Annotated in this window: 24 protein-coding genes; 14 read left to right on the forward strand and 10 right to left on the reverse strand. The window is 58.4% G+C overall.

Going from position 1 to position 26,486, the window contains the following annotated elements; translation table 11 throughout:
* Nucleotides 1–48 precede the first annotated feature (48 nt).
* Entirely contained in the window at nt 49–1,095 is a 1,047-nt protein-coding gene (locus C1N56_RS06985) for a YeiH family putative sulfate export transporter (protein ID WP_394517311.1), read from the reverse strand.
* 106 nt (nt 1,096–1,201) lie between these two features.
* Here C1N56_RS06985 and C1N56_RS06990 point away from each other — a divergent pair, with 106 nt between their 5' ends.
* The 5 genes from C1N56_RS06990 to C1N56_RS07010 all read left to right on the forward strand — a co-directional run bounded on the left by C1N56_RS06990 (nt 1,202) and on the right by C1N56_RS07010 (nt 6,087).
* Entirely contained in the window at nt 1,202–1,579 is a 378-nt protein-coding gene (locus tag C1N56_RS06990; RefSeq protein ID WP_058757253.1) for a YkvA family protein, read from the forward strand.
* A 9-nt stretch (nt 1,580–1,588) separates the two neighbouring features.
* Nucleotides 1,589–2,455: a DNA-binding transcriptional regulator YeiE gene (gene yieE, locus C1N56_RS06995; protein ID WP_058775786.1), complete on the forward strand. Its 867-nt coding sequence runs from the start codon at nt 1,589–1,591 to the stop codon at nt 2,453–2,455.
* 136 nt (nt 2,456–2,591) lie between these two features.
* A complete protein-coding gene (locus C1N56_RS07000) occupies nt 2,592–4,058 on the forward strand; it encodes an amino acid permease (protein WP_021509272.1) in 1,467 nt (488 codons plus the stop codon).
* Nucleotides 4,059–4,219: 161 nt separating this feature from the next.
* Complete coding sequence (locus C1N56_RS07005; RefSeq protein ID WP_262257585.1) at nt 4,220–5,299, forward strand: FecCD family ABC transporter permease; 1,080 nt, start codon at nt 4,220–4,222, stop codon at nt 5,297–5,299.
* Nucleotides 5,299–6,087, forward strand: a complete 789-nt coding sequence (locus C1N56_RS07010) for an ABC transporter ATP-binding protein (protein WP_021509274.1) — start codon at nt 5,299–5,301, stop codon at nt 6,085–6,087. Before C1N56_RS07005 ends, C1N56_RS07010 begins: the two co-directional genes overlap by 1 nt.
* 47 nt (nt 6,088–6,134) lie before the next feature.
* Here C1N56_RS07010 and fghA read toward each other — a convergent pair whose 3' ends face one another.
* The 3 genes from fghA to C1N56_RS07025 are packed head-to-tail and all read right to left on the reverse strand — an operon-like array spanning nt 6,135 to nt 9,071.
* Entirely contained in the window at nt 6,135–6,977 is an 843-nt protein-coding gene (gene fghA / locus C1N56_RS07015; RefSeq protein ID WP_394517312.1) for an S-formylglutathione hydrolase, read from the reverse strand.
* Nucleotides 6,978–6,989: 12 nt separating this feature from the next.
* Nucleotides 6,990–8,114, reverse strand: a complete 1,125-nt coding sequence (locus C1N56_RS07020; RefSeq protein WP_021509276.1) for an S-(hydroxymethyl)glutathione dehydrogenase/class III alcohol dehydrogenase — start codon at nt 8,112–8,114, stop codon at nt 6,990–6,992.
* 45 nt (nt 8,115–8,159) lie between these two features.
* Nucleotides 8,160–9,071, reverse strand: coding sequence for a putrescine utilization regulator PtrR (locus C1N56_RS07025; RefSeq protein WP_058757258.1), 912 nt, complete (start codon nt 9,069–9,071; stop codon nt 8,160–8,162).
* Between the two features lie 103 nt (nt 9,072–9,174).
* Between C1N56_RS07025 and C1N56_RS07030 the strand changes: the two genes are divergently transcribed.
* From C1N56_RS07030 to mglC, 7 genes are all read left to right on the forward strand, one after another.
* Nucleotides 9,175–10,305 (forward strand): YbfB/YjiJ family MFS transporter, encoded by a 1,131-nt coding sequence (locus C1N56_RS07030; RefSeq protein WP_394517313.1) that lies wholly within the window; start codon nt 9,175–9,177, stop codon nt 10,303–10,305.
* Between the two features lie 124 nt (nt 10,306–10,429).
* Nucleotides 10,430–11,095, forward strand: a complete 666-nt coding sequence (gene folE, locus C1N56_RS07035; RefSeq protein WP_021509279.1) for a GTP cyclohydrolase I FolE — start codon at nt 10,430–10,432, stop codon at nt 11,093–11,095.
* Nucleotides 11,096–11,149: 54 nt separating this feature from the next.
* Entirely contained in the window at nt 11,150–12,310 is a 1,161-nt protein-coding gene (yeiB, locus tag C1N56_RS07040) for a DUF418 domain-containing protein YeiB (RefSeq protein ID WP_394517314.1), read from the forward strand.
* Between the two features lie 141 nt (nt 12,311–12,451).
* A complete protein-coding gene (gene galS, locus C1N56_RS07045; RefSeq protein ID WP_058757261.1) occupies nt 12,452–13,492 on the forward strand; it encodes an HTH-type transcriptional regulator GalS in 1,041 nt (346 codons plus the stop codon).
* Nucleotides 13,493–13,800: 308 nt separating this feature from the next.
* Complete coding sequence (mglB, locus tag C1N56_RS07050; protein WP_059009180.1) at nt 13,801–14,796, forward strand: galactose/glucose ABC transporter substrate-binding protein MglB; 996 nt, start codon at nt 13,801–13,803, stop codon at nt 14,794–14,796.
* Nucleotides 14,797–14,867: 71 nt separating this feature from the next.
* On the forward strand, nt 14,868–16,388 hold the full coding sequence (gene mglA, locus C1N56_RS07055) for a galactose/methyl galactoside ABC transporter ATP-binding protein MglA (protein ID WP_021509283.1): 1,521 nt from the start codon (nt 14,868–14,870) through the stop codon (nt 16,386–16,388).
* An 18-nt stretch (nt 16,389–16,406) separates the two neighbouring features.
* Complete coding sequence (gene mglC / locus C1N56_RS07060; RefSeq protein WP_394517315.1) at nt 16,407–17,417, forward strand: galactose/methyl galactoside ABC transporter permease MglC; 1,011 nt, start codon at nt 16,407–16,409, stop codon at nt 17,415–17,417.
* 191 nt (nt 17,418–17,608) lie between these two features.
* Here mglC and sanA read toward each other — a convergent pair whose 3' ends face one another.
* The 5 genes from sanA to C1N56_RS07085 form a co-directional block, all read right to left on the reverse strand.
* Nucleotides 17,609–18,328 (reverse strand): outer membrane permeability protein SanA, encoded by a 720-nt coding sequence (gene sanA, locus C1N56_RS07065; RefSeq protein WP_104093252.1) that lies wholly within the window; start codon nt 18,326–18,328, stop codon nt 17,609–17,611.
* 139 nt (nt 18,329–18,467) lie between these two features.
* Entirely contained in the window at nt 18,468–20,165 is a 1,698-nt protein-coding gene (locus C1N56_RS07070) for an NAD-dependent malic enzyme (protein WP_021509286.1), read from the reverse strand.
* Between the two features lie 158 nt (nt 20,166–20,323).
* Nucleotides 20,324–21,220, reverse strand: coding sequence for a cytidine deaminase (gene cdd, locus C1N56_RS07075; RefSeq protein WP_211726751.1), 897 nt, complete (start codon nt 21,218–21,220; stop codon nt 20,324–20,326).
* A gap of 124 nt (nt 21,221–21,344) precedes the next feature.
* Complete coding sequence (locus tag C1N56_RS07080) at nt 21,345–22,037, reverse strand: CidB/LrgB family autolysis modulator (RefSeq protein ID WP_021509288.1); 693 nt, start codon at nt 22,035–22,037, stop codon at nt 21,345–21,347.
* The gene (locus C1N56_RS07085) at nt 22,030–22,413 is read right to left on the reverse strand and encodes a CidA/LrgA family protein (RefSeq protein ID WP_021509289.1); all 384 of its coding nucleotides are present in this window, start codon (nt 22,411–22,413) and stop codon (nt 22,030–22,032) included. Before C1N56_RS07085 ends, C1N56_RS07080 begins: the two co-directional genes overlap by 8 nt.
* Nucleotides 22,414–22,564: 151 nt before the next feature.
* Between C1N56_RS07085 and C1N56_RS07090 the strand changes: the two genes are divergently transcribed.
* A complete protein-coding gene (locus tag C1N56_RS07090; RefSeq protein ID WP_394517316.1) occupies nt 22,565–22,912 on the forward strand; it encodes an endonuclease domain-containing protein in 348 nt (115 codons plus the stop codon).
* Between the two features lie 265 nt (nt 22,913–23,177).
* Here the strand turns inward: C1N56_RS07090 and metG are convergent, their stop codons facing one another.
* The gene (gene metG / locus C1N56_RS07095; RefSeq protein ID WP_394517317.1) at nt 23,178–25,211 is read right to left on the reverse strand and encodes a methionine--tRNA ligase; all 2,034 of its coding nucleotides are present in this window, start codon (nt 25,209–25,211) and stop codon (nt 23,178–23,180) included.
* Nucleotides 25,212–25,373: 162 nt separating this feature from the next.
* Between metG and apbC the strand changes: the two genes are divergently transcribed.
* On the forward strand, nt 25,374–26,486 hold the full coding sequence (gene apbC / locus C1N56_RS07100; protein WP_058757266.1) for an iron-sulfur cluster carrier protein ApbC: 1,113 nt from the start codon (nt 25,374–25,376) through the stop codon (nt 26,484–26,486).

Consider the following 26,486-nt stretch of genomic DNA (forward strand, 5'->3'; position numbering starts at 1 on the left):
CCTGAATGGGCGATTGCTGATGCAAAACGCCCATGATAGCGGATGCGCTTACGCCATGAAATGTTGCACCAGCACATTCAGTGCGCCGCCGCCGAGAATCAGCCAGATAAACATCAGCAGACCAAGCAGCAGCGGTTTGACGCCCGCCTGCTTCAGCGCGCCGAAACGGGTGGTTAAGCCCAGCGCCGCCATCGCCATCGCCAGCAGCAGATTCGCCAGCTGATTCAGTCCCGCTACCACCGGCGGTGGCAGCAGATGGAGCGAGTTAAACAGCGCCACCACAATAAACAATAGGGCAAACCACGGAAAGCGGATCGGCTGCTGTGCCTGACGCTGGTGGCTGGGCTGGCGCTGCAGCCAGCTGCCGAGGATCAGCAGAAACGGTGCCAGCATCATCACCCGCAGCATCTTGGCGATCACCGCCGTGTTCTCCGTTTCCGCGCCCATTGCATGGCCAGCCGCCACCACCTGCGCCACTTCGTGTAGCGTCGAGCCGGTAAAGACGCCAAAGTGCTGCGCGCTGACCTGCGGCAGCAGCGTCCAGAGAAACGGGTACAGCACAATGCCGACGGTGCCAAACAGCACCACGGTGGCCACCGCGACCGCCACTTTCGACGGTGCGGCTTTGATCACCGGTTCACTTGCCAGCACCGCTGCCGCACCGCAGATGCTGCTGCCGGCACCAATCAGCCACACGGTTTCGCGATCCATTTTCAGTAAACGGATGCCGATCAGGCAGGTGATCAGAAAGGTTGAGCTCAGCACCAGCACATCAATCAGCACGCCGCTGACGCCGACATCGGCGATCTGCTGCACGGTGATGCGGAAGCCGTAAAGAATGATGCCGAGTCGCAGCAGTCGCTGTTTGGCCAGCATCACCCCACTGTCACACGGTGTCGCAACGCGGGGATACAGGCTATTACCCAGCACGATGCCGATAATGATGGCCAGCGTCAGCGCGCCGAATCCCGCGCCCGCCAGCCACGGCTGACTGGCCAGCCACGCGGCGCCTGCGGCGATGGCGGCGGTCAGCAGCAGTCCCGGCAGCCAGCGATGAACATGAAAAGGGGTTTTGTTGACGCTTAGTTCAGCCATAATACGCTTCTCCTCAGTGAGGCTTTAGCGTGCGCCTGGCTGGCTTAAAAGTGAAATTGATAATATATTTATAATCAACCGGAATAAGTGATAAGGAAGGGCAACAATGTTCATGCGCTTGCGCCGCTGGGCGAAGCTCATCAAACGGGACGTGCTGACGCTGTGGTTTGCCTGTCGCGATCCGCGTACGCCGTGGTGGTTTAAGCTGCTGGCGTTTGGCATCGTCGCTTATGCGCTCAGCCCCATCGATCTGATTCCGGACTTCATCCCGATTATTGGCCTGCTGGATGACGCGATTATCATCCCGCTCGGCGTGATGATCCTGCTGCGTCTGCTGCCGCGCGACGTGCGCATCAGCAGCGCCGAACGCGCCGAGGTGCAGCGGGCGCGCGGCAAAAAGATCGTCAGCTGGAGCGGCCTGATTCTGATGCTGCTGATCTGGCTGGCGGTGGTGATCTATCTGGTGAAGCGGTACGCCATGTAAGGAGCACGCATGCACATTACGCTGCGTCAGATTGAAGTGTTTACCGAGGTGCTGAAAAGCGGCTCCACCACTCAGGCCTCACAGGTGCTGGCGCTGTCGCAGTCGGCGGTCAGTGCGGCCCTGGCCGATCTGGAAAGTCAGCTCGGCGTACAGCTGTTTGACCGCGTCGGCAAACGGCTGGTGCTCAACGAGCACGGCCGGCTGCTCTATCCGCGTGCGGTCGGGCTGCTGGAGCAGGCGATTGAGATCGAACAGCTGTTTAAAGAGGACAACGGAGCGATTCGCCTGTTTGCCAGCAGCACCATCGGCAACTATCTGCTGCCGGGGATGATCGCCGCGTATCGCCGTGATTTTCCCACGCTGCCGCTGGAGCTGAGCGTTGGCAACAGCCAGGACGCCATCAATGCGGTGGCCGATTTTCGCGTCGACATTGGCCTGATTGAAGGGCCGTGCCATGAGCCGGATATCATCAGCGAACCGTGGCTGGAAGATGAACTGGTGGTGTTCGCCGCGCCGGATGCGCCGCTGTTACAGCAGCCGGTGACGCTGGAGACGCTGGCCGCTGCGCCGTGGATCCTGCGCGAGCGCGGTTCCGGTACGCGTGAGATTGTCGATTACCTGCTGCTGTCGCACCTGCCGCAGTTTCAGCTGGGGATGGAGTTAGGCAATTCGGAGGCAATTAAACACGCGGTGCGCCACGGCATGGGCATCAGCTGCTTATCGCGCCGGGTGATTACGGATCTGCTGGAGGCGGGCACGCTGACGGAAGTGCCGGTGCCCCTGCCGCGCCTGACGCGTACCCTGTATCGCATCCATCACCGGCAGAAACATCTGTCGAAAGCGCTGAGCCGCTTCCTCGCCTATTGCCGGGAATAGCCGCGGTCTGCCCTGTGCTGTGGCTAATAATTCCCGGCCGATTATGAAGGTAACTAATAACCCGAGGCGAATGCTATACAGTGCAGGCTTTGCTGCTACAATCGCGCCTTATTTTTATCCAGCATAGCGTTTACACATGCATAATGACTCAAAAACAACACAACAACCTGGGCTGCGCCGTGAATTAAAAGCGCGCCATCTCACCATGATCGCCATTGGCGGTTCTATCGGCACCGGCCTGTTTGTCGCCTCGGGTGCCACTATCTCTCAGGCGGGTCCTGGCGGTGCGTTACTCTCCTACGCGCTGATCGGCCTGATGGTCTACTTCCTGATGACCAGCCTCGGCGAACTGGCGGCGTTTATGCCGGTCTCCGGTTCCTTTGCCACCTACGGCGCCAAATATGTCGAAGAGGGCTTCGGCTTCGCGCTGGGCTGGAACTACTGGTACAACTGGGCGGTGACCATCGCCGTTGACCTCGTCGCCTCACAGCTGGTGATGAACTACTGGTTCCCGGACACGCCAGGCTGGATCTGGAGCGCGCTGTTCCTCGGTCTGATGTTCCTGCTCAACTACATTTCGGTCAAAGGCTTCGGCGAGGCGGAATACTGGTTCTCACTGATCAAAGTCGCCACCGTCATCATCTTTATTGTGGTCGGTGTGCTGATGATTACCGGCATCCTGCGCGGCGCGGAAAATGCTGGCTGGCACAACTGGACGGTGGGAGATGCGCCGTTTGCGGGCGGGTTTGCGGCGATGATTGGCGTGGCGATGATTGTCGGCTTCTCCTTCCAGGGCACCGAACTGATCGGGATTGCCGCCGGTGAATCAGAAGACCCGGCGAAGAATATCCCGCGCGCGGTGCGCCAGGTGTTCTGGCGCATTCTGCTGTTCTATGTGTTCGCGATCCTGATCATCAGCCTGATTCTGCCGTATACCGATCCGCAACTGCTGCATAACGATGTCACCGATATCAGCGTCAGCCCGTTCACGCTGGTGTTCCAGAATGCCGGTCTGCTGTCCGCAGCGGCGGTGATGAACGCGGTGATCCTGACGGCGGTGCTGTCGGCGGGTAACTCCGGCATGTACGCCTCAACGCGTATGCTGTTTAACCTGGCGCAGGAAGGCAAGGCACCGCGCATTTTTGCGAAACTGTCGAAAGGTGGCGTACCGCGCAATGCCCTGCTGGCGACCACGGTGGTGGCAGCGCTGTGCTTCCTGACCTCGAAATTTGGCAATCAGGAAGTGTACCTGTGGCTGCTGAATACGTCAGGGATGACCGGCTTTATCGCCTGGCTCGGTATTGCTATCAGCCATTATCGCTTCCGCCGCGGCTATGTGGCACAGGGGCTGAATCTGGCCGATCTGCCTTACCGCTCCGGCTTCTTCCCGCTGGGTCCGATGTTTGCGTTCGCGCTGTGTCTGATCATTACGCTGGGGCAGAATTATCAGGCATTCCTCGCCGATCGCATCGACTGGTACGGCGTAGCCGCAACCTATATCGGCATTCCGCTGTTCCTGGTGATCTGGCTGGGCTATAAGCTGACGCGCGGCACCCGCTTCGTGAAATACAGCGAGATGGAATTCCCCTCCTTTAAGCAGTAATGCCTGACAACGCGGCCACGGCCGCGTTTTTTTTGCGATCTATTACGCTATGCAAACCTGGCGCAAACCATTCGGGCTTTGTTACAGAGACAGCATTGATAATTATTATCACCTGCTCTATTGTGGCAGCCGTTATAAGGCGACAGGAAACAGGTAGAACAATGCGTAGTACGGACTCCGCGCTGGTGGCGGAACATGGCACCGAAGCCGATACCCTGACCCGTTATCGTCAGGTTCTGCGTCAGCGACTGCTGCTGATTGGTGTGCTGGTGCTGGCGATCCTCGCTTCAGTTATCCTCGATTTCACCCTTGGCCCGGCCGGCCTGACTCTCGACACGCTGTGGCAAACGCTGCTCCATCCCGCAGCGGTGGACGCCGGCACGCGCGTGATCGTCTGGGACATCCGTCTGCCGTATGCGCTGATGGCGGTGGTGGTCGGCTTCTCACTCGGCCTCGCCGGTGCTGAAATGCAGACCATCCTTAATAACCCGCTGGCCAGCCCGTTTACGCTCGGCGTCTCGTCGGCAGCGGCGTTTGGTGCCGCGCTGGCAATCATTCTCGGCATCGGTATTCCCGGCGTGCCGGATCAGTGGCTGATCTCCGCCAATGCCTTTGTCTTCGCCTTGTTTGCCGCGCTAATGCTGGATGGCATCACGCGCTGGACCAAAGTCTCAACCTCCGGCGTGGTGCTGTTTGGCATCGCGCTGGTGTTCACCTTTAACGCCCTGGTTTCGATGATGCAGTTCATCGCCAGCGAAGATACGCTGCAGGGCCTGGTGTTCTGGACCATGGGCAGTCTGGCGCGTGCCTCATGGGAAAAACTGGGCGTGCTGAGCGCCGCCTTTGCCATCCTGCTGCCGTTCTCGATGCTCAGCAGCTGGAAACTCACGGCGCTGCGCCTTGGTGAAGATCGCGCGGTGAGTTTCGGCATTGACGTGCGGCGGCTGCGGCTGGCGACGCTGCTGCGCATCAGCATTCTCTCGGCGCTGGCGGTGGCATTCGTCGGCCCGATCGGCTTTATCGGCCTGGTCGCGCCGCACATTGCGCGCATGATGTTTGGTGAAGATCACCGCTACTATCTGCCGGCCAGTGCGCTGATCGGCGCGCTGGTGCTGTCGCTGGCGTCGGTGGCCTCGAAAAACCTCATTCCCGGCGTCATCATTCCGGTCGGCATCGTCACCTCGCTGGTGGGCGTGCCGTTCTTTCTCAGCATTATTCTGCGGCATCGGGGGACAGTGTGATGGAGCAGGGCTTACGCGTCAGCCACTTTTACGCCGGTTACCCGAAGCGGAACGTCATCGACGATCTCAATGTCACGCAGCTGCCACGCGGCAAAATCACCGTGCTGCTGGGGCCCAACGGCTGCGGCAAATCGACGCTGCTGCGCGCGCTGGCCGGTCTGAGCAAAGGGCAGGGCGAGCTGTGGCTCAACGGTGAAGAGCTGATGAGCCAGCCGTTTGCCCGGCGCGCGCAGCGCGTGGTCTATCTGCCGCAGACGCTGCCAGCCGGTGTGCATCTGCACGTGCTGGAGTCGATCATCGTGGCGCAGCGTGCCTCCGGTGGATTACACAGCGCCGCCAGTGAAGCGGAAATCATGCACCTGCTGGAGCAGCTGGGCATTGCCCATCTGGCGATGCGCTACCTCGATCAGCTGTCCGGTGGCCAGAAGCAGCTGGTCGGACTGGCGCAGTCGCTGATTCGCCGTCCGGAACTGCTGCTGCTGGATGAACCGCTCAGCGCGCTGGATTTGAATTATCAGTTCCACGTGATGGATTTGGTGCGGCGCGAAACCCGGCTGCGCAACATGGTGACGGTGGTGGTGGTGCATGACATCAATATCGCGCTGCGTCATGCCGATCACGCGCTGATGCTGAAGCAGGGGCAACTGCTAGCCGACGGCGTGCCGTCGCAGGTGATTACGCCGGAGACGCTGGCGCAGGTGTATGGCGTGCGCGGCCGCATTGAGCACTGCTCACAGGGCATGCCGCAGGTAATGATTGATGGGCTGGTGGCGGAATCACTGGCCTGACGCCAGACACGTTCTGCCCCTCAGCATCAGAGGGGCAGAGAAGTGCACTACGCCAGTAAATGCTGCGCGTGGAACCGCAGATGGTCCTCCACAAAGCTGGCGATAAAGAAGTAGCTGTGGTCATAACCCGGCTGGATACGCAGCTCCAGCGGGAAGTTCTGCTCGCGCGCCACTGCTTCCAGCCGCTCCGGGCGTAGCTGATCGGCGAGGAACTGATCGCTATCGCCCTGATCGATCAGCACCGGCAGGCGATGTTCAGCGTTCTGCATCAGCAGGCAGCTATCCCACTCGCGCCACGTCTGGCGATCGTCGCCCAGATAGGCGGCAAAGGCTTTCTGTCCCCACGGCACTTCGCTCGGGTTGACGATTGGTGCAAACGCGGACGCCGACGCAAAGCGCCCGCCGAGGCGCAGCGCCAGCACCAGCGCGCCGTGGCCGCCCATCGAATGCCCCATTACCGACTGGCGATCGCTCAGCTTGAAGTTATCCGCCACCAGTGCCGGCAGCTCCTCGCTGAGATAATCGAACATGCGATAATGTGCCGCCCACGGTTGCTGCGTGGCGTTGAGATAAAACCCGGCACCCTGGCCCAGATCGTACCCGCTATCATTGGCCACTGCATCGCCGCGCGGGCTGGTGTCCGGCATAATCAGCACCAGACCGAGTTCGGCCGCCACGCGCTGCGCACCGGCTTTGGTGGTGAAGTTCTCATCGTTGCAGGTCAGCCCGGCGAGAAACCACACCACCGGCGGTGGCGCGTCGTCGCGCGGCGGTGGCAGAAAAATGCTGAACGTCATCGGGCAGTTGAGCACGCCGGACTGATGACGCCAGCGCTGCTGCCAGCCGCCAAAAATACGGTGTTCTTCCAGCAGCTCCAGAGTGGATGCCATGTCGCCTCCTGCTTATTTATTAAAATGCACCACGGAACGGATCGATTTGCCTTCATGCATCAGCTCAAATGCCTCGTTGATCTCTTCCAGCGGCATGGTGTGGGTGATGAAATCATTCAGCGCAAACTTACCGTCGAGGTAATCCTGCACGATGCCCGGCAGCTGAGTGCGTCCTTTCACGCCGCCAAACGCCGACCCGCGCCATACGCGACCGGTAACCAGCTGGAATGGTCGGGTAGATATCTCTTCGCCGGCACCGGCAACGCCAATAATCACTGATTCGCCCCAGCCTTTATGGCAGCACTCCAGCGCGGAACGCATCACGTTGACGTTACCGATACACTCAAACGAGAAGTCCACGCCGCCGTCGGTCATCTCGACGATAACCTCCTGAATTGGCTTAGCAAAATCTTTCGGATTAACCAGGTCGGTTGCGCCCAGTTTGCGCGCCAGGTCAAACTTGCTGGTATTGATATCAATACCGATGATGCGACCGGCCTTGGCCATTTTCGCCCCAATGATTGCCGACAGGCCAATACCGCCGAGGCCGAAAATCGCCACGGTGTCGCCTTCTTTCACTTTGGCGGTGTTCATCACCGCGCCCATGCCGGTGGTCACGCCACAGCCGAGCAGGCACACTTCTTCCAGCGGCGCTTCTTTGCTGATTTTCGCCAGGGAGATTTCCGGTACGACGGTGTACTCAGAGAAGGTCGAGGTGCCCATGTAATGGAAGATTGGCTTGCCGTCTTTGAAGAAGCGGGTGGTGCCGTCGGGCATCAGCCCTTTGCCCTGCGTGGTGCGGATTGCCTGACACAGGTTGGTTTTGCCGGAGAGACAGAATTTACACTTGCCGCACTCTGGCGTGTACAGCGGGATCACGTGATCGCCGACCGCCACGCTGGTAACGCCTTCGCCCACCGCTTCAACCACGCCGCCACCTTCGTGACCGAGGATCGCCGGGAATACGCCTTCCGGATCTTTACCGGACAGGGTGTAAGCATCGGTATGGCACACGCCGGTGGCAACGATGCGCACCAGCACTTCCCCTTTCTGTGGCGGCATCAGATCCACTTCTTCAATCTTCAGCGGTTCGCCAGCAGCCCAGGCCACGGCCGCGCGGGTTTTAATCATGTTCATGCAATCCCTCTTCCTGTGATGTCGTGATTGGATAAAAAATAACGCTTACTCAGCGGCCTGCAGCGGATGCAGCAGTTCATCGTTGAGCGGGCGGTCATCAAACATTTCAATAATCAGATACTTCAGCGCCTCAACGTTGGGCGTAAAGGCGTCGCGGCGCCACATCAGCCAGGTGGCCGTGTCGCGCCAGGTCGGCGGCAGGCTGTGCTGCTGCACGCGCGCGCGGGCCGGCATCTGCGCCAGCACCGAGGCGGGAATCATTGCCACGCCGCCGCCACCGGCTACGCAGGCGACCATGGCGTGATAAGACTGAATCTCCATAACGCTGTGCGGTGCGCTCTGGCTGTCGCGATACCAGGACTCCAGCCGGGTGCGGTACGAGCAGCTGTTGCCAAAGGCAAACAGCGTATCGCCCTGCGTATCGCGGGCGCTGTGAATCGGCGCGTGTTCGAGGCTGGTGATTAGCACCATCTCTTCACGAAAGGCAATGCAGCCATTCAGATCGTCATGACTGGCCGGACCGTCCACCAGCGCCGCCGCCAGCGTGCCGGCACGCACTTTATCGATGATATCGCCTGAGGTGCCGGTCACCAGCGACAGCGCGACGTTGGGGAAGCGCTGATGATAGGCGGCCAGTAATCCCGGCAGGCGGGTGGCGGCGGTGCTCTCCATCGAACCGAAGGCAAAGTTACCACCGGGTTCACCGGCGCGCGCCATGTTCAGCGCCTCGTCGCTCAACGCCAGAATACGCTGCGCATAATTGAGGAAATTGTGGCCCATCGGCGACAAACGAATGCGCTGCTTCTCACGAATAAACAGATCGACGCCGATTTCTTCTTCCAGCTGTCGCAGTCGCGTGGTGAGATTAGACGGCACGCGATGCAGCATTTCGGCAGCGCGCGCCAGTGAGCCGGTTTCGGCCACGGAACAGAACATGCGGAGCTGTACTAAATCCATATTCTCTTCTCGTAAACAACTTGGTTAATATTATTCACTTTTCGTGAGTCTAAACGTCATGCATGCTGCTGACAAGTGATAATCCAATCGATCCGGAGTCAGAATGGCGTGGCGAGTTGCGCTTAGCGCGTTTTTAAGTTTAGTGGTTGCAATGGGGATTGGGCGATTTGCGTTTACCCCGCAGGTGCCGCTGATGATTCACGACGGTCAGCTCACGCTCGCCAGCGCCAGCCTGGTCGCGGCGCTGAACTATCTCGGTTATCTGGCCGGATCGTTTGACGCGATGCGCGCGCAGCGGCGCGTGGAGTGGCGGCTGCAGCTGGGCGTCTGGGGTGCCGTCGCGCTGACGTTGCTGTCCGCCTGTATCAGCGGGCCGTGGCTGCATGCGGTGGTGCGTTTCCTGATCGGCGTCGCCAGCGGCTGGGCAATGGTGCTGGTGGCAGCATGGAGCAATGAGCAACTGCTGCATCACAGCCGGCCGGGCCTGTCGGCAGCGGTGTTTGCCGGTCCCGGCACCGGCATCTTCATCAGCGGCATGCTGGCGGTAATGCTGCACGCCAGCGGCGTGAGCGCGGCGTTTGCCTGGGCGGCGTACGGTGTGCTGGCGCTGCTGCTGATTGCCGCGATTGCGCGCTTCCTGCCGCGCAGCGGACAGCTGCATCGTCCGCAACAGGCCGCCGCACCGCTGCTGCTGACGCGTGACCTGAAGCGCCTGATCCTCAGCTACAGCCTCGCCGGCTTTGGCTATATTCTGCCCGCCACCTTCCTGTCGCAAATGGCGGCGGCGCGCTTCCCTGATAGCGCTTTTGCGCAGTTTGTCTGGCCGGTGTTTGGCGGTGCGGCGGTGATCGGCATCGTGCTGGGGATCGTGACGCGCCACTGGGGCAGCAGCCATCGGCGGCTGGCGCTGGTGCTGTGGGCGCAGGCGCTGGGCGTGATTGCCGCCATCGTACTACCGGGCATTAACGGTCTGCTGCTGGCGGCGCTGCTGATTGGCGGCGGCTTTCTCTGCGTAGTGCAGCTGTCGCTGCAGTACAGCCGGGAGCTGGCGCCGCACCATGCGCGCTATCTCGCCGGCCTGCTCACGACCGGTTATGCCATCGGACAGCTCGGTGGGCCGCTGCTGTCCTGGATTTCCAGCCTGCTGTGGCACCGGCTCGATCCGGCGCTGTGGGTGGCCGGAGGCGGGTTGCTGCTGGCGGGGGCGCTGGTGATGCGGCGATCGCCCACCTGAAACGCTTTCATCTCCAATCGGATTGATTGCTGGATTAAGCGCGCGTTGTGTTTCACAATACGCGCTCAGAATTTCCCCCGCAGGCGCAGACCTGCGGGCGCATCACCTGCCGGAGAAGAGTACGATGAGCACCTTAAGTCAGGAAGCCGCCCTGGTTCACGAAGCACTGCTGGCGCGTGGCCTGGAAACGCCATTACGCGCCCCGGTGCGCGACATGGACGACGCGTCACGCAAGCGCGAGATCGCCGGCCACATGACCCAGATTATGCAGCTGCTGAATCTGGACCTGGAAGACGACAGCCTGATGGAGACGCCGCACCGCATCGCCAAGATGTACGTCGACGAAATCTTTTCAGGTCTGGATTACGCCAACTTCCCGAAAATCACCGTCATCGAAAACAAGATGAAGGTGGACGAAATGGTCACCGTGCGTGATATCACCCTGACCAGCACCTGTGAACACCACTTCGTGATCATCGACGGCAAAGCCACCGTGGCCTATATCCCTAAAGACAAGGTAATTGGCCTGTCGAAGATCAACCGTATCGTACAGTTCTTCGCCCAGCGTCCGCAGGTGCAGGAGCGTTTAACCCAGCAGGTGCTGGTGGCGCTGCAAACCCTGCTGGGCACCAATAACGTGGCGGTGTCGATCGATGCGGTGCACTACTGCGTGAAAGCGCGCGGCGTCAAAGATGCGACCAGCGCGACCACCACCACTTCACTCGGCGGATTGTTCAAATCGAGCCAGAACACGCGTCAGGAGTTTCTGCGCGCAGTACGCCACAGCTAAGCAGCGCGGGCGGCGTCGTTGTCGCCCGTGTTCCTCTCACCGTCAGGGCACTCGATGCAACGCTATCTCGCGCTGGATTTCATTCGTGGTTGCGCCATTCTCGGCATATTGCTGCTGAATATCGTCGGCTTTGGTCTGCCCTCGGCGGCCTATCTCAATCCGGCCTGGCAGGGTGAAGCCTTCGTTTCTGATGCCTGGACCTGGGCAATCATGGATGGCCTGGCGCAGCTAAAATTCCTGACGCTGTTTGCGCTGCTGTTTGGTGCCGGACTGGCACTGCAGGTGCCGCGCGGCAGCCGCTGGATCTCCTCACGCTTAACGCTGCTGGTCTTCATCGGGTTCATCCACGCGGTGTTCCTGTGGGAAGGCGACATCCTGCTGGATTATGGCCTGATTGGGTTGATTGTCTGGCGCATGCTGCGTGACGTGCCGTCGGAGCGGGCGCTATTACATACCGGCGTGCTGCTCTATCTGGTGGGCTGTGCCGTGCTGCTGGTGTTTGGCGTCATCTCCAGTCCGCAGCCGACGCGTTCGTGGCTGCCGGGCGCGGCAGATCTGGAGTATGAGAGCTACTGGAAACTGGTCGGTGGCTGGGAAGCGGTGCAGAATCGCCTCGAACACCTGTCATCCGGCCTGATGGCGCTGGCTTCGCAGTATGGCTGGCAGCTGGCCGGGCTGATGCTGATCGGTGCCGCGCTGATGCGCAGCGGCTGGCTGAGCGGCCAGTTTAGTCTGCAACACTACCGACGCGCGGCGGCGCTGTTACTGACCATCGGCTGGCTGATTGCCATACCCGGCGTGCTGGCGCAGTGGCTGCTACAGTGGGAATTTCGCTGGAGCGGCTTTTTCCTGCAGGTGCCACGCGATCTTGCCAGTCCGTTTATCAGCCTTGGCTACGCTGCACTCTGTCTCGGTTACTGGCCGGCCATCGCCGCCACGCGGATCAGTTACGCCATTCAGTGCGTCGGACGCATGGCGCTGAGCAATTATCTGCTGCAGACGCTGATCTGCACCACGCTGTTCTACCGCTTCGATCTGTTCCTCAAATTTGACCGCCTGCAGCTACTGGCTTTTGTACCGGCCATCTGGCTGATCAATATTCTGTTCTCCGTGCTGTGGCTGCGCGTCTTCTCGCAGGGACCGATGGAGTGGCTCTGGCGCCGGCTGACGCAGCTCGCCGCCGGAAAAGCGGATAACGCGTCCGCCGGCAGATAATGATGTTCATCACAAAGGTTGCATAATTGTATGTAACCGTTTTCATCCGTGTGACGTAATTCACGCAGCTGTTTCCGATGCCCTGACAGAATAGCGCCGTTACGCGCCAGTCGCGCCTTTTCTCCTCTGTGGAACAACTGCATGATAACGATTCGTGATGTCGCCCGTCAGGCCGGGGTTTCCGTTGCCACCGTGTCGCGGGTGCTCAATAACAGCAGTGCAGTCACCTCTGATACCCGCGAAGCCGTGCTGCAGGCGGTTGAATCGCTCGGCTACCGGCCGAATGCCAACGCGCAGGCGCTGGCGACCCAGGTGAGCGATACCATCGGCGTGGTGGTCATGGACGTTTCCGATCCCTTCTTTGGTGCGCTGGTTAAAGCGGTGGATACCGTGGCGCAGCGCATGCACAAGCATGTGCTCATCAGCAATTCGTGGCATCAGGAAGAGAAAGAACGCCATGCCATTGAGGTGCTGATCCGCCAGCGCTGTAACGCGCTGGTGGTGCACGCGAAAACGCTTACAGACGCGGAGCTGGCGCAGTTTATGGATCAGGTTCCCGGTATGGTACTGATTAATCGTACTATTCCCGGTTACGAGCACCGCTGCGTCTGCCTTGATAATGTCACTGGTGCGCAGGTAGCGACGCGCATGCTGTTACAGCAGGGCCATCAGCGCATTGGTTACCTCAGCTCCAGCCATCCGATTGAGGACGTGGCGCAGCGCCGCGACGGCTGGCTGCAGGCGCTGGCGGAGCAGGGCATCCGCCCGCCGGAGGGCTGGATTGCGCATGCCGAACCGGACATGCAGGGCGGTGAAGCCGCGATGGTGGAGCTGCTGGGGCGCAATCTGCACCTCACTGCGGTGTTCTCCTATAACGATGGCATGGCGGCCGGTGCGCTCACCGCGCTGAAAGATAACGGTATTCAGGTGCCGCAGCATTTCTCTGTCATCGGCTTCGATGACATCCCCATTTCCCGTTACACCGACCCGCAACTGACCACGGTGCGCTATCCCATTGTTTCTATGGCGAAACTGGCGACTGAGCTGGCCCTGCAGGGCGCAGCAGGCACGCTCGATCCGCACGCCGCGCACTGCTTCATGCCTACGCTGGTGCGGCGCCATTCGGTGGCGCAGCGGCAAATTGTGGAGTCGGTCACTAATTCAGGCGATAGCGCCGTGTAACCGTTTCCAATCTGTGATTGTATTCACAGTTAATTAACATGGCGCTCACTATGATGGCAGCGTCTTACCGGACTGAAACATTATGTAACGCCGGGCTTTCCTTCCCCGGTCTGGTTTCAGTAGCCGATTGAAATGGTTCACAACACACTTTAGGAAGCGTTTACCTACAGGGAAGTCAGGATAGCGATGGTGGTCCGGCTTGGTAGCAGCGCCTGCCCCATAAAAAATAGCGTTTCAACCGACTGCGCTGTCTGCCCGCAGGCAATACGGCGCGATGAAATACCCTGCATAAAAAAACCGGAGATACCATGAATAAGAAGGTTTTCACGCTCACAGCACTGGTTGCCAGCATGATGTTTGGTGCAACTGCGCACGCCGCCGATACCCGCATTGGCGTGACAATTTATAAATATGACGACAACTTCATGTCGATGGTGCGCAAGGACATCGAAAAAGAGGCGAAAGCCGTTGGCGGCATTCAGCTGCTGATGAACGACTCACAGAACGACCAATCCAAACAGAACGACCAGATTGACGTGCTGATGGCGAAAGGCGTGAAAGCGCTGGCTATCAACCTGGTGGATCCGGCTGCTGCGGCAGTGGTGATCGATAAAGCGCGCGCGAACGACGTGCCGGTGGTGTTCTTCAACAAAGAGCCTAACGCGAAAGTGCTGGCCAGCTACGACAAAGCTTACTATGTCGGTACCGACTCCAAAGAGTCCGGCATCAAGCAGGGTGAGCTGATCGAGAAACACTGGAAAGCCACGCCAGCCTGGGATCTGAACAAAGACGGTCAGATTCAGTTCGTGCTGCTGAAAGGTGAACCGGGCCATCCGGACGCTGAAGCGCGTACCAAATACGTTATCGAAACCCTGAACAAAGACGGCATCAAAACCCAGCAGCTGGCGATGGATACCGCAATGTGGGATACCGCGCAGGCGAAAGACAAAGTGGACGCCTGGCTGTCTGGCCCGAACGCCAACAAAATTGAAGTGATCATCGCGAACAACGATGCGATGGCGATGGGTGCGGTTGAAGCGCTGAAGGCGCACAACAAAACCAGCATTCCGGTATTTGGTGTTGACGCCCTGCCAGAAGCGCTGGCACTGGTGAAATCCGGTGCGATGGCCGGTACCGTGCTGAACGATGCGGAAAACCAGGCGAAAGCCACGCTGGACATTGCTAACAACCTGGCCAATGGCAAAGAGCCAACCGCAGGTACCAACTTCAAGATGGATGGCAAAGTAGTACGCGTACCGTACGTACCGGTTGATAAAGAAAACCTGTCGCAGTTTGTGAAGTAATTCGTCCCGGGCGCGGCTTTTCTGCCGCGCCTTATTGCATCTGACCAACGCTTTTTTTAGCCAGGTAAATTATGGCCAGTGAGAATCCGACCACACAGCGAGAATATCTGCTGGAGATGACGAATGTCTCGAAATCATTTCCAGGGGTGAAAGCCTTAGATAATGTGAATTTAAAAGTGCGGCCGCACTCCGTCCATGCCTTAATGGGTGAAAACGGCGCCGGTAAATCCACTTTATTAAAATGCCTGTTTGGGATTTATAAAAAGGATACGGGGAGCATCCTGTTTCAGGGTGAGGAAATAGATTACAAATCCTCCAAAGAGGCGCTGGAAAATGGCGTTTCAATGGTGCATCAGGAATTAAATCTGGTGCTGCAGCGCAACGTGATGGACAACATGTGGCTGGGGCGCTATCCGCGCAAAGGTCCGTTTGTCGATCAGGATAAAATGTATCGTGATACCAAAGCGATCTTTGATGAATTAGATATTGATATCGATCCGCGTGATAAAGTCGCGACGCTTTCGGTATCGCAAATGCAGATGATTGAAATCGCCAAGGCGTTTTCCTATGACGCGAAAATCGTCATTATGGATGAGCCCACGTCATCGCTGACCGAAAAAGAAGTTAACCACCTGTTCACCATTATCCGTAAGCTGAAAGATCGCGGCTGCGGTATTGTTTATATTTCGCATAAAATGGAAGAGATTTTCCAGCTGTGCGATGAGATCACCATTCTGCGTGACGGCCAGTGGATTGCTACTCAGCCGCTGGAAGGGCTGGACATGGACAAGATCATCGCCATGATGGTCGGCCGTTCACTCAACCAGCGCTTCCCGGACAAAACTAACGTGCCGGGTGAAGTGATTCTGGAGGTGCGCAATCTGACCTCGCTGCGCCAGCCATCGATCCGTGATATCTCGTTTGACCTGCACAAAGGCGAGATTCTCGGGATTGCCGGCCTGGTGGGCGCCAAGCGTACTGACATTGTGGAAACCTTATTTGGTATCCGTGAGAAGTCGGGCGGCACCATTAAACTGCACGGTAAAGCGATTAATAACCACAGCGCCAACGAAGCCATCAACCATGGTTTTGCGCTGGTGACGGAAGAGCGGCGTTCCACCGGGATTTATGCCTACCTGGATATTGGTTTTAACTCGCTCATTTCTAATATCAAGAAATATAAATCCAGTATGGGTCTGCTGGATAATAAACGCATGAAAAGCGATACCCAGTGGGTCATTGATGCCATGCGGGTGAAAACGCCCGGCCATCATACCCAAATTGGATCGCTCTCCGGCGGTAACCAGCAAAAAGTCATTATTGGTCGCTGGTTATTGACGCAGCCGGAAATACTGATGCTTGATGAACCGACGCGCGGTATTGACGTCGGCGCTAAATTCGAGATTTATCAGCTGATCTCGGAGCTGGCGAAAAAAGAAAAGGGCATCATTATTATCTCTTCTGAAATGCCAGAGCTGCTGGGCATTACCGACCGTATTTTAGTAATGAGTAATGGTCAGGTAGCGGGCATTGTCGATACTAAAACGACCTCGCAGAATGAAATCCTGCGTTTAGCGTCATTACACCTTTAATGAAGCAAGGGCTTTAACATGAAATCGACTACTAAAAAGAATGCGCTAACCTGGTTAAAAGAGGGCGGCATTTATGTTGTCCTGTTGGTACTACTGGCGATTATTATTTTCCAGGATCCGACCTTTTTAAGCCTGATGAACCTGAGTAACATTCTGACTCAGTCATCGGTCCGTATTATTATCGCACTCGGCGTAGCCGGTCTGATCGTGACCCAGGGCACCGACCTGTCGGCAGGGCGCCAGGTGGGTCTGGCGGCGGTGGTGGCGGCAACGCTGCTGCAGTCGATGGATAACGCCAACAAGGTGTTCCCGCATCTGGAAACCGTGCCGATTCCGCTGGTGATTCTGACCGTGTGCATCATCGGTGGCGTAATTGGCCTGGTTAACGGCGTGATCATCGCTTACCTGAAGGTGACGCCGTTTATCACCACGCTGGGCACCATGATCATCGTTTACGGCATCAACTCGCTTTACTACGACTTCGTGGGCGCTTCACCGATTGCCGGTTTTGACGCTGGCTTCTCGAAGTTTGCCCAGGGCTTCCTGCGCTTCGGCGACTTCAAGCTGTCGTTCATCACCTTCTATGCGATTATCGCCATCGTGTTCGTCTGGATCCTGTGGAACAAAACCCGCTTCGGCAAAAACATCTTTGCTATCGGCGGTAACCCGGAAGCGGCGAAAGTCTCTGGTGTTAACGTTCCGCTTAACCTGATCCTGGTGTATGCGCTGTCCGGCGTGTTCTATGCCTTCGGCGGGATGCTGGAAGCGGGCCGTATCGGCAGCGCCACTAACAACCTCGGCTTTATGTATGAGCTGGATGCGATTGCGGCCTGCGTGGTGGGCGGCGTGTCGTTCGCTGGCGGGGTAGGTACCGTCGCGGGTGTGGTGACCGGTGTGATCATCTTCACCGTCATCAACTACGGTCTGACCTACATCGGCGTGAACCCGTACTGGCAGTACATCATCAAGGGCGGCATCATCATCTTCGCCGTGGCGCTTGATTCGCTGAAATACGCGCGTAAGAAATAGCAGAGAACAAGGTCAACCATCAGGGCTGCGGCAACGCGGCCCTTGTTGTTTTTATTGCACAATAAGGATAGCGGTGAGAATTGCAGGGGATGGCCGGTATTTTGTAGGGTGCGCATTGATGCGCACCGGCAGCATCGGCGCGATCCTGCTTAACTCGCCAACGTCAGATCCGGCTGCTGGCCTCTTGCCGATTATTTCCGCAGCTTCTCTTCCAGCTCGAGCAACTGTTCCGGTGTAACTGCCGGGTAGCTCTGCGCATCTTCCGGCACTTCATGCACCGCCGGAATCGGCACCAGCGGGCCAAGGAAACGCGGCTCGCGCTTCATCAGATAGAGATCCGCCAGCGCACCGAGGCGCGCACCCACCTCGCGGAACCGCACCGACAGCATATTCTTGGGTGACGGCACCGCGTAGCACTGCGCCTGAATGCCCAGATGCTGGGCGATATACAGCGCGCGTTCACAGTGGAAGCGCTGGGTAATAATGATAAAGTCGTTGGTGTCGAAGACTTTACGCGTGCGCACAATCGAATCCAGCGTACGGAAACCGGCATAATCCAGCACGATGTCTGAGGGATCGACGCCGGCTTTGATTAAATCGCGTCGCATGGTCATCGGCTCGTTGTAGCTCTGCAGCGCATTATCGCCGCTCAGCAGCAGATAATTCACCTTGCCGCTGTTGTAAGCGTTGAGCGCGCCCTGAATGCGATACAGGTAATACTGATTGATGACGCCGGTGCGGTAATACTTGGCGGTGCCCAGCACCACGCCGACCTGGCGATGCGGCAGCGAAGCGACATCTTCATAAATAAACGGCGCGGTTCGCCAGCTAATCCAGCGATCGAGGCCGAGCGCGGTCGCCATCACCAGTAAGATGATGATAAACAGACCAAAGAAAACGCGTTTAAGTATGCGCACGGGCACTCGGTTGACGAAAATTCAGATGGGTCAAGGCTACTTGAGGCGGCACGGCTAAGCAAGTTCGCGCCGGTCGGCTGGCGTTTTTTTAAGCGCTGCCGCACCTGAAGCGTGCGGCAGCGTCGGTCTGCAATTAAATCGAGGTACGGCGATAGTGACGATACTGCGGCAGCCAGAAGTTGTTGTTGATGGCTTTCGACAGTACGTCCTCGGAGGTGACCACCGCTACGCCCGCCAGCTGCGCCGCTTTGCCCACTTCCATGGCGATCACTTTGGAGACGCCCTGGATGTCCTTAATCTCTGGCAGCACCGGACCTTCACCGTCGTTAACCAGCGGTGAGCAGTCAGCCAGCGCGCGGCTGGCGGTCATCAGCATCGAATCCGTTACGCGGGTGGCACCGGCAGCGATCACGCCGAGACCGATACCCGGGAAGATATAGGAGTTGTTGCACTGGGCAATCGGGTAGGTTTTGCCTTTCCAGGTGACCGGTGCAAACGGGCTGCCGGTGGCGACCAGCGCGTCACCGTCGGTCCAGGCGATGATATCAGCCGGGGTCGCTTCCACGCGTGAGGTCGGGTTCGAGAGCGGCATCACGATCGGGCGTTTGCAGTGCTTGTGCATCTCGCGAATGATCTCTTCGGTGAACAGTCCCGGCTGGCCGGAAACGCCGATCAGGATATCCGGCCGGGCATTGCGTACCACGTCGAGCAGTGAAATCGAATCGCTGGTGACGTCCCAGTCTTTCAGATTGTCGCTCTTCTGCACCAGCTTGCTCTGGAAATCGAGCAGGTTAGGCAATTTGTCAGTGAGCAGGCCGAAACGGTCTACCATCATCACGCGCGCGCGCGCTTCATCATCGCTCAGGCCTTCAGATTTCATCTGTGCGACGATCTGCTCGGCGATACCGCAGCCGGCGGAACCGGCACCGAGGAACACCACTTTCTGCTCGCACAGACGGCTGCCTGCAGCGCGGCTGGCGGCGATCAGCGTGCCCACCGTGACAGCGGCCGTGCCCTGAATATCATCATTGAAGCAGCAGATCTCATCGCGGTAACGCTCCAGCAGCGGCATGGCGTTTTTCTGCGCGAAATCTTCAAACTGCAGCAGCACGTTTGGCCAGCGGCGCTTCACCGCCTGAATGAATTCATCAACGAAGGCTTCATACTCTTCGCCGGTGATGCGCGGATGGCGCCAGCCCATGTAGAGCGGATCGTTCAGCAGTTGCTGATTATTGGTGCCGACATCCAGCACTACCGGCAGGGTGTAGGCCGGGCTGATGCCACCGCACGCGGTATACAGCGACAGCTTGCCGATAGGAATGCCCATGCCGCCGATGCCCAGGTCGCCGAGGCCGAGAATACGCTCGCCGTCGGTGACCACGATGACTTTGACATTCTGCTTGGTGGCGTTTTGCAGCATGTCTTCAATGCGGTCGCGGTTGTTGTAGGAGATAAACACCCCGCGCGCGCGACGGTAAATTTCAGAGAAGTGCTCGCACGCCGCGCCAACCGTTGGGGTGTAGATGATCGGCATCATCTCTTCCAGATGGTTATCCAGCAGGCGATAGAATAGCGTTTCGTTGGTGTCCTGGATGTTGCGCAGGTAGACGTGCTTGTCGTTATTGTTTTTGAAGTCCAGGAACTGACGCCAGGCGCGCTCGGCCTGCTCTTCGATGGTTTCTACGGCGTCTGGCAGCAGGCCATTGAGGTTAAATTCGTTACGTTCTTCCAGCGAGAAAGCGCTGCCTTTGTTCAACAGCGGAAATTCCAGCAGGATCGGACCCGCGTAAGGAATATACAGCGGACGTTTACTTTCGTACTCGAGTTCCATGCAGTGTTTGCTCCGGTTGCAGTGTTTTCTGACGTGTCGCCAGCAAGAAGGTAACGCCAGACCCGTTTATTGTGAAGTTCTGGCGCCCGATCCTATGAAAATTCCTGCAGATGTACAGCTTTTGTTAATAGAAGGTCACAAAAGCGGTAAAAGGATCACTAAACTGTTGGTTTCGAAACTAAAGTAACTGAGAAATTGCTGCAGCCGAGCGCGGCGAGGGTGGTGCGGGTGGCATCAAACTGGCTCAGCGTGGCGTCGGCGCTTTCTGCCAGCACCGCCTGCTGAATCTCCTCCATCGCTTCGTTGTGCATATTCATCAGAATCAACGCGGCCTGTAATGGCGGCAGGCTCGGATTAAAGGCGGCATTTTCGGCATAGCGCCCAGGGTAAATCTGGCCGCTGCGGCTCTGCAACGCCACGCCGCTATAACTCTGGCTGTAAGGTGCATGGCTGCGGCTGGCAGCATCAATCGCGGCCTGCTGCAGCGCATCGCCCTGCGGCAGGAAACCGTGGTCGACGGGGGTCAGCAACCGTTCGCTGATATTGAGATCGGCCGGGCCAAAGGCGTCCGGTAAATAGTCGGCCAGCGTGCTGACCGCGCGGCCCGGCAGGCTGATGCGAATCGCCGTACCGCTATTGAGTTCATTCATAAACTGGCGGCAGTGTCCGCACGGCGTGTAGTTGACGGTAATGGTCGCCAGCTGCGCTTCGCCCCGCAGCCAGGCATGCGTGACTGCGCTCTGCTCGGCGTGGACCGTTTGCTGCAGCGGCGCATGTAAAAACTCCATGTTGGCACCGAAGTACCAGTGGCCACTGATGCCGCGTGCAATAGCGCCCACGTTAAAGTGTGAAACCGGTGCCACGGCACAACAGGCGGCAATCGGCAGCAGTGCGAGTGCCAGCGCATCATCATCCAGACCGGTTGCCTGTTGCAGCTGAGTCACCTCCTGCGGTCGCAGCACGCCGTGAAAATCAGCGGCGTCCAGCAGCGGCTGAAGCGCGCTCTGCAGCGCAGCGGGCAGGGCAGAGAAAGCGGAAGTGAATCGTGCATGCATGATGTTATGGCCTCATTAACTCGTCAGCGGCGAAGCGCCGCCTCAAGGTTTATATGTGATCCATGTCGCTATGACAATGCAAGCTGATTGGCTTGTTTCAACTTTGCGAGATCTCTCGCAAGTTTTACCCCAGTAAGCGCATCAGCAAAGGAAAAATGAAAGGCGCCAGTAACGAGGTGATGATGCCGCAGATTACCAGCGCCAGTGAACTGAAGGCGCCTTCCTGATAGTCAATCTCCGCGGCGCGCGCGGTGCCGAGCGCATGAGACGCGTTGCCAATCGCCAGCCCGCGTGATGACTTGCTGCGTACTTTAAACAGATTCAGCAGCATGTGACCAAACACCGCGCCCAGCACGCCAGCAATCAACACGCAAATGGCGCTGATGGCCGGAATACCGTGTAGCGAGCCCGATACTGCCATGGCGATGGGCGTGGTCACCGACTTCGGCAGGATGGTGGCCGCGATTTCCGGCGTCGCTCCCATCCACAGCGCGATCGCCGTGCCGGACACCATGGCGGTAATGCTGCCGATAAAACAGACGCTGATGATGGTTTTCCAGCGCGCGCGAATCTGGTGCATCTGCTCATACAGCGGCAGCGCCAGCGCCACCACGGCGGGCTGCAGCAGCTGATTAAGCAGCGCGCTGCCGGCGAAATAGCGCGCGTAGGGCAGGTGCGTCAGCAGCAGCAGTGGAATAATGATCGCCATGGCCACCAGCAGCGGGTTGACGATGGAGAGGTTGATTCTGGCTGCCAGACGGCGTGCCAGCAGATACGCCACCACGGTAAGCGGCAGTGACCACCAGGCGTCACTCATGGCCGGACTCCTTCGGACGCTGCAGGCGCTCGGCGCTCAGGCCGACAATCAGCAACACCAGCAGGGTGCTGACCATACAGGAGACGACAATCGGGCCAAACTGTGCGCTGAGGATATCGGTGTAGCCCATCACGCCAACGCTGATCGGCACAAACAGCAGCGCCATGTAGCGGATCAATAGCTGACAGCCGGGTTTCACCCACGTTACCGGGATAATCTGCAGCGCCAGCAGGGCAAACAGCAACAGCATGCCAAGGATGCTGCCAGGAATGGTAAATGGCAGCAGGGCGGCAAGGCCGTTGCCGGCATACAGCGCAGCATAGACGATGGCAAAGGCGCGCAGATAGCGCCAGCAGGCAGATAGCACGGTGGGCATGTCAGGCTCCTGTTTTCGTGGCGCTTCATCATACGCATTAAGCGCTTAGCGTGCTAGCGATCACACTGGAATGCAGATTCAGGATTTCAACACCTTTGCTTTGAAGCTGCGCAAAGCGGCGTAAGCTGGTGGGCAGAGCGAAGGAGCAGCGATGAACCACACCGTGCAACCGCAGCCCGCGCTGCGAAAGGCGATGCCGCAAGCGGAGCAAAAACTATGGCGCTATTTACGCAACCGAAATGTGTGTGGCGCGAAGTTTCGCCGCCAGCATCCTGTTGGAGGGTATATCGTTGATTTTGCCTGCGTTGAGCGATCGCTGATCGTGGAACTGGATGGTGGACAGCACAATACGCCTGAAGATCAGGCTTACGATGCCCGGCGCACGGCGTATTTACAGCGCTGCGGCTGGCGCGTAATTCGCTTCTGGAATCATCAGGTGTTTAATGAATTTGAGGCGGTGACGGCGGAGATTTATCGCTGTTTGATGTTGGCGCGATAAGCGCAGTGCGGTTTTCCCCTCACCCCGGCCCTCTCCCGCAGGCGGGAGAGGGGGTAGTCTTGTGCGGGGTTTTGCTATGTGCAGGTCTGGCTCTGAACTCAAACTCCGCACTCAGCAGTTCACTCTCCCGCAGGCGGGAGAGGGGGTAGCCTTGTGCAGTGTTTTGCCAAGTGCAGGCCTGGCTCTAAACCCAGACCCCGCACTCAGCGGTTCCCTCTCCCGTAAGCGGGAGAGGGTTAGGGTGAGGGCCAGCGCGCACCACCCCTTACTTCACCGGCATACCCGGCTGGGCACCGCTATCCACTGACAGCACAAACAGATCTTTGCCGCCAGGGCCGGCAGACAGTACCATGCCTTCGGACACGCCGAAACGCATTTTGCGCGGCGCCAGATTGGCGACGATGATAGTCATCTTGCCCACCAGCACCGACGGATCCGGATAAGCGGCGCGAATGCCGGAGAAAATCTGGCGCTTCTCGCCACCCAGATCCAGCTGCAGACGCAGTAGCTTATCGGAACCTTCTACCAGCTCAGCCTGCTCGATCAGCGCCACGCGCATGTCGACTTTGGCGAAGTCATCAATGGTGATGGTCTCGCCAATTGGTGCATCGGCCAGTGGACCGCTTGCCGCCGGCTGGTTCGCCGCCGCTGCGTCCTCTTTTGAAGCCGCAATCAGCGCCTCCACTTTTGCCATCTCAATACGACCATACAGCGCTTTAAACGGCGCTACGCTGTGGTTGAGCAGCGGCTGCGCAATGCCATCCCAGCTCAGTTCGCTTTGCAGGAAGGCTTCTGCGCGCTCGCTCAGCGACGGCAGCACCGGCTTCAGCCAGGTCATCAGCACGCGGAACAGGTTGATACCCATCGAGCAAATCGCCTGCAGGTCGGCATCGCGGCCTTCCTGTTTCGCCACCACCCACGGTGCCTGCTCGTCAACGTAGCGGTTGGCCAGGTCGGCCAGCGCCATGATCTCGCGGATCGCACGGTTGTGTTCGCGGCTGGCCCAGGCTTCACCGATCTTCTCTGACGCATCAACAAAGGTCTGATACAGCGCCGGATCCGCCAGTTCGCTTGCCAGCTGGCCGTTAAAGCGTTTGGTGATAAAGCCGGCGTTGCGCGAGGCGAGGTTCACCACCTTATTAACGATGTCAGCGTTCACACGCTGAACGAAATCTTCCAGATTAAGGTCAATATCGTCGATGCGCGAAGAGAGCTTGGCCGCGTAATAGTAGCGCAGGCTGTCGGCATCAAGGTGCTGCAGCCAGGTGCTGGCTTTGATGAAGGTACCGCGCGATTTCGACATCTTCGCGCCGTTCACCGTGACATAACCATGCACAAACAGGTTGGTCGGCTTGCGGAAATTGCTGCCTTCCAGCATCGCTGGCCAGAACAGGCTGTGGAAATAGACGATGTCTTTGCCGATGAAGTGATACAGCTCGGTGCTGGAATCTTTCTTCCAGAACTCGTCGAAATCGATGTCGCCGCGTTTGTCGCACAGGTTCTTGAACGACCCCATATAGCCGATTGGCGCATCCAGCCAGACGTAGAAGTATTTGCCCGGCGCGCCAGGGATCTCGAAGCCGAAGTACGGCGCATCGCGGGAGATATCCCACTGTTGCAAACCGGCTTCAAACCACTCCTGCATCTTGTTCGCCACCTGCTCCTGCAGTGCGCCGGAGCGCGTCCACGCCTGCAGCATCGCGCTGAAGGATGGCAGATCGAAGAAGAAGTGTTCAGAATCGCGCATCACCGGCGTCGCACCTGACACCACCGATTTCGGCTCAATCAGCTCGGTCGGGCTGTAAGTCGCGCCGCACACTTCGCAGTTATCGCCGTACTGATCGGGCGATTTACATTTCGGACAGGTGCCTTTGACGAAGCGGTCAGGCAGGAACATGCCTTTTTCCGGATCGTACAGCTGCGAAATGGTGCGGTTTTTAATGAAACCGTTCTCTTTCAGGCGCGTGTAAATCAGCTCAGACAGCTGGCGGTTTTCGTCGCCGTGCGTGGAGTGATAATTGTCATAGCTGATGTTGAAACCCGCGAAATCGGTCTCATGCTCCTGCTTCATTTCCGCAATCATCTGCTCCGGCGCGATACCCAGCTGCTGGGCTTTCAGCATGATCGGCGTGCCGTGGGCGTCGTCCGCACAGATGAAGAACACCTGATTGCCACGCATTCGCTGGTAACGGACCCACACGTCAGCCTGAATGTGTTCAAGCATGTGACCTAAGTGGATAGAGCCGTTTGCGTACGGCAGGGCGCACGTTACCAGTAGTTTTTTAGCGACTTGAGTCATAATTTGCGTAGCATTCCGTGAATAAAAAATCGGGCTTAGATGTTAACCGAAGCACCCTCTGGCGTAAACACAGCAGCTCGGCCACGTCACTTTTAGCGCCTATCTGATATGATTGATGGCACACCGCCATCGTCTGGCGTCATGACTAAATAAGGAGTTGGGATGACCGCACAATCCCGGGACCATCATTCACCTGAAGCGTTGCGCGCCGTGGTTATCGGCGTGCTGAGCGAGTTTGAGCATCCGACGCTGCAACACAATCTGACTACCCTCAAAGCGCTGCGTCACGTGGCGCTGCTCGACGACAAGCTGCACATTGAACTGGTGATGCCATTTGCCTGGGCCAGCGCGTTTGAGGCGCTGAAAGCCCAGACCAGCGCGGAACTGCTGCGCCTGACCAACACGCGCGCCATCGACTGGCGGCTGCGTCATGACATCGCCACCCTGAAACGCGTGAAAAATCAGCCGGGCGTCAACGGGGTGAAAAACATCGTCGCCGTCAGCTCCGGTAAAGGTGGCGTGGGCAAATCCAGCACCGCTGTGAATATGGCGCTGGCGCTGGCGGCCGAAGGCGCGCGCGTCGGTATTCTTGATGCGGATATTTACGGCCCGTCGATCCCGGACATGCTCGGCACCGAAAAGCAGCGCCCCACCTCGCCGGATGGCACGCACATGGCGCCGATCATGGCGCACGGCCTGGCAACCAACTCTATCGGCTATCTGGTGACCGACGATAACGCCATGGTGTGGCGCGGACCGATGGCCAGCAAGGCGCTGATGCAGCTGCTGAACGAAACGCTGTGGCCGGATCTCGATTACCTGATTCTGGATATGCCGCCGGGCACCGGTGACATTCAGCTGACGCTGGCGCAGAACGTGCCGGTGACCGGCGCGCTGGTGGTGACCACGCCGCAGGACATTGCGCTGATTGATGCGCGCAAGGGCATGGTGATGTTCGAAAAAGTCAGCGTGCCGGTGCTGGGCGTGGTGGAAAATATGAGCATGCACATCTGCAGCGAATGCGGGCATCATGAGCCAATATTTGGTACCGGCGGTGCGCAGAAGCTGGCTGAGGATTATCACACCCGCCTGCTGGCTCAGCTGCCGCTGCACATTAATCTGCGCGAAGATCTCGACGATGGTGAACCGACCGTGATTCGCCGTCCGGAGAGTGAATTCACCGCGCTGTATCGTGAACTTGCGGGCCGGGTTGCCGCCCAGCTTTACTGGCAGGGTGAGGTGATTCCGGGCGACATCGCCTTCCGCGCGGTTTAA

The sequence above is a fragment of the Pantoea sp. SGAir0175 genome (assembly GCF_043547855.1).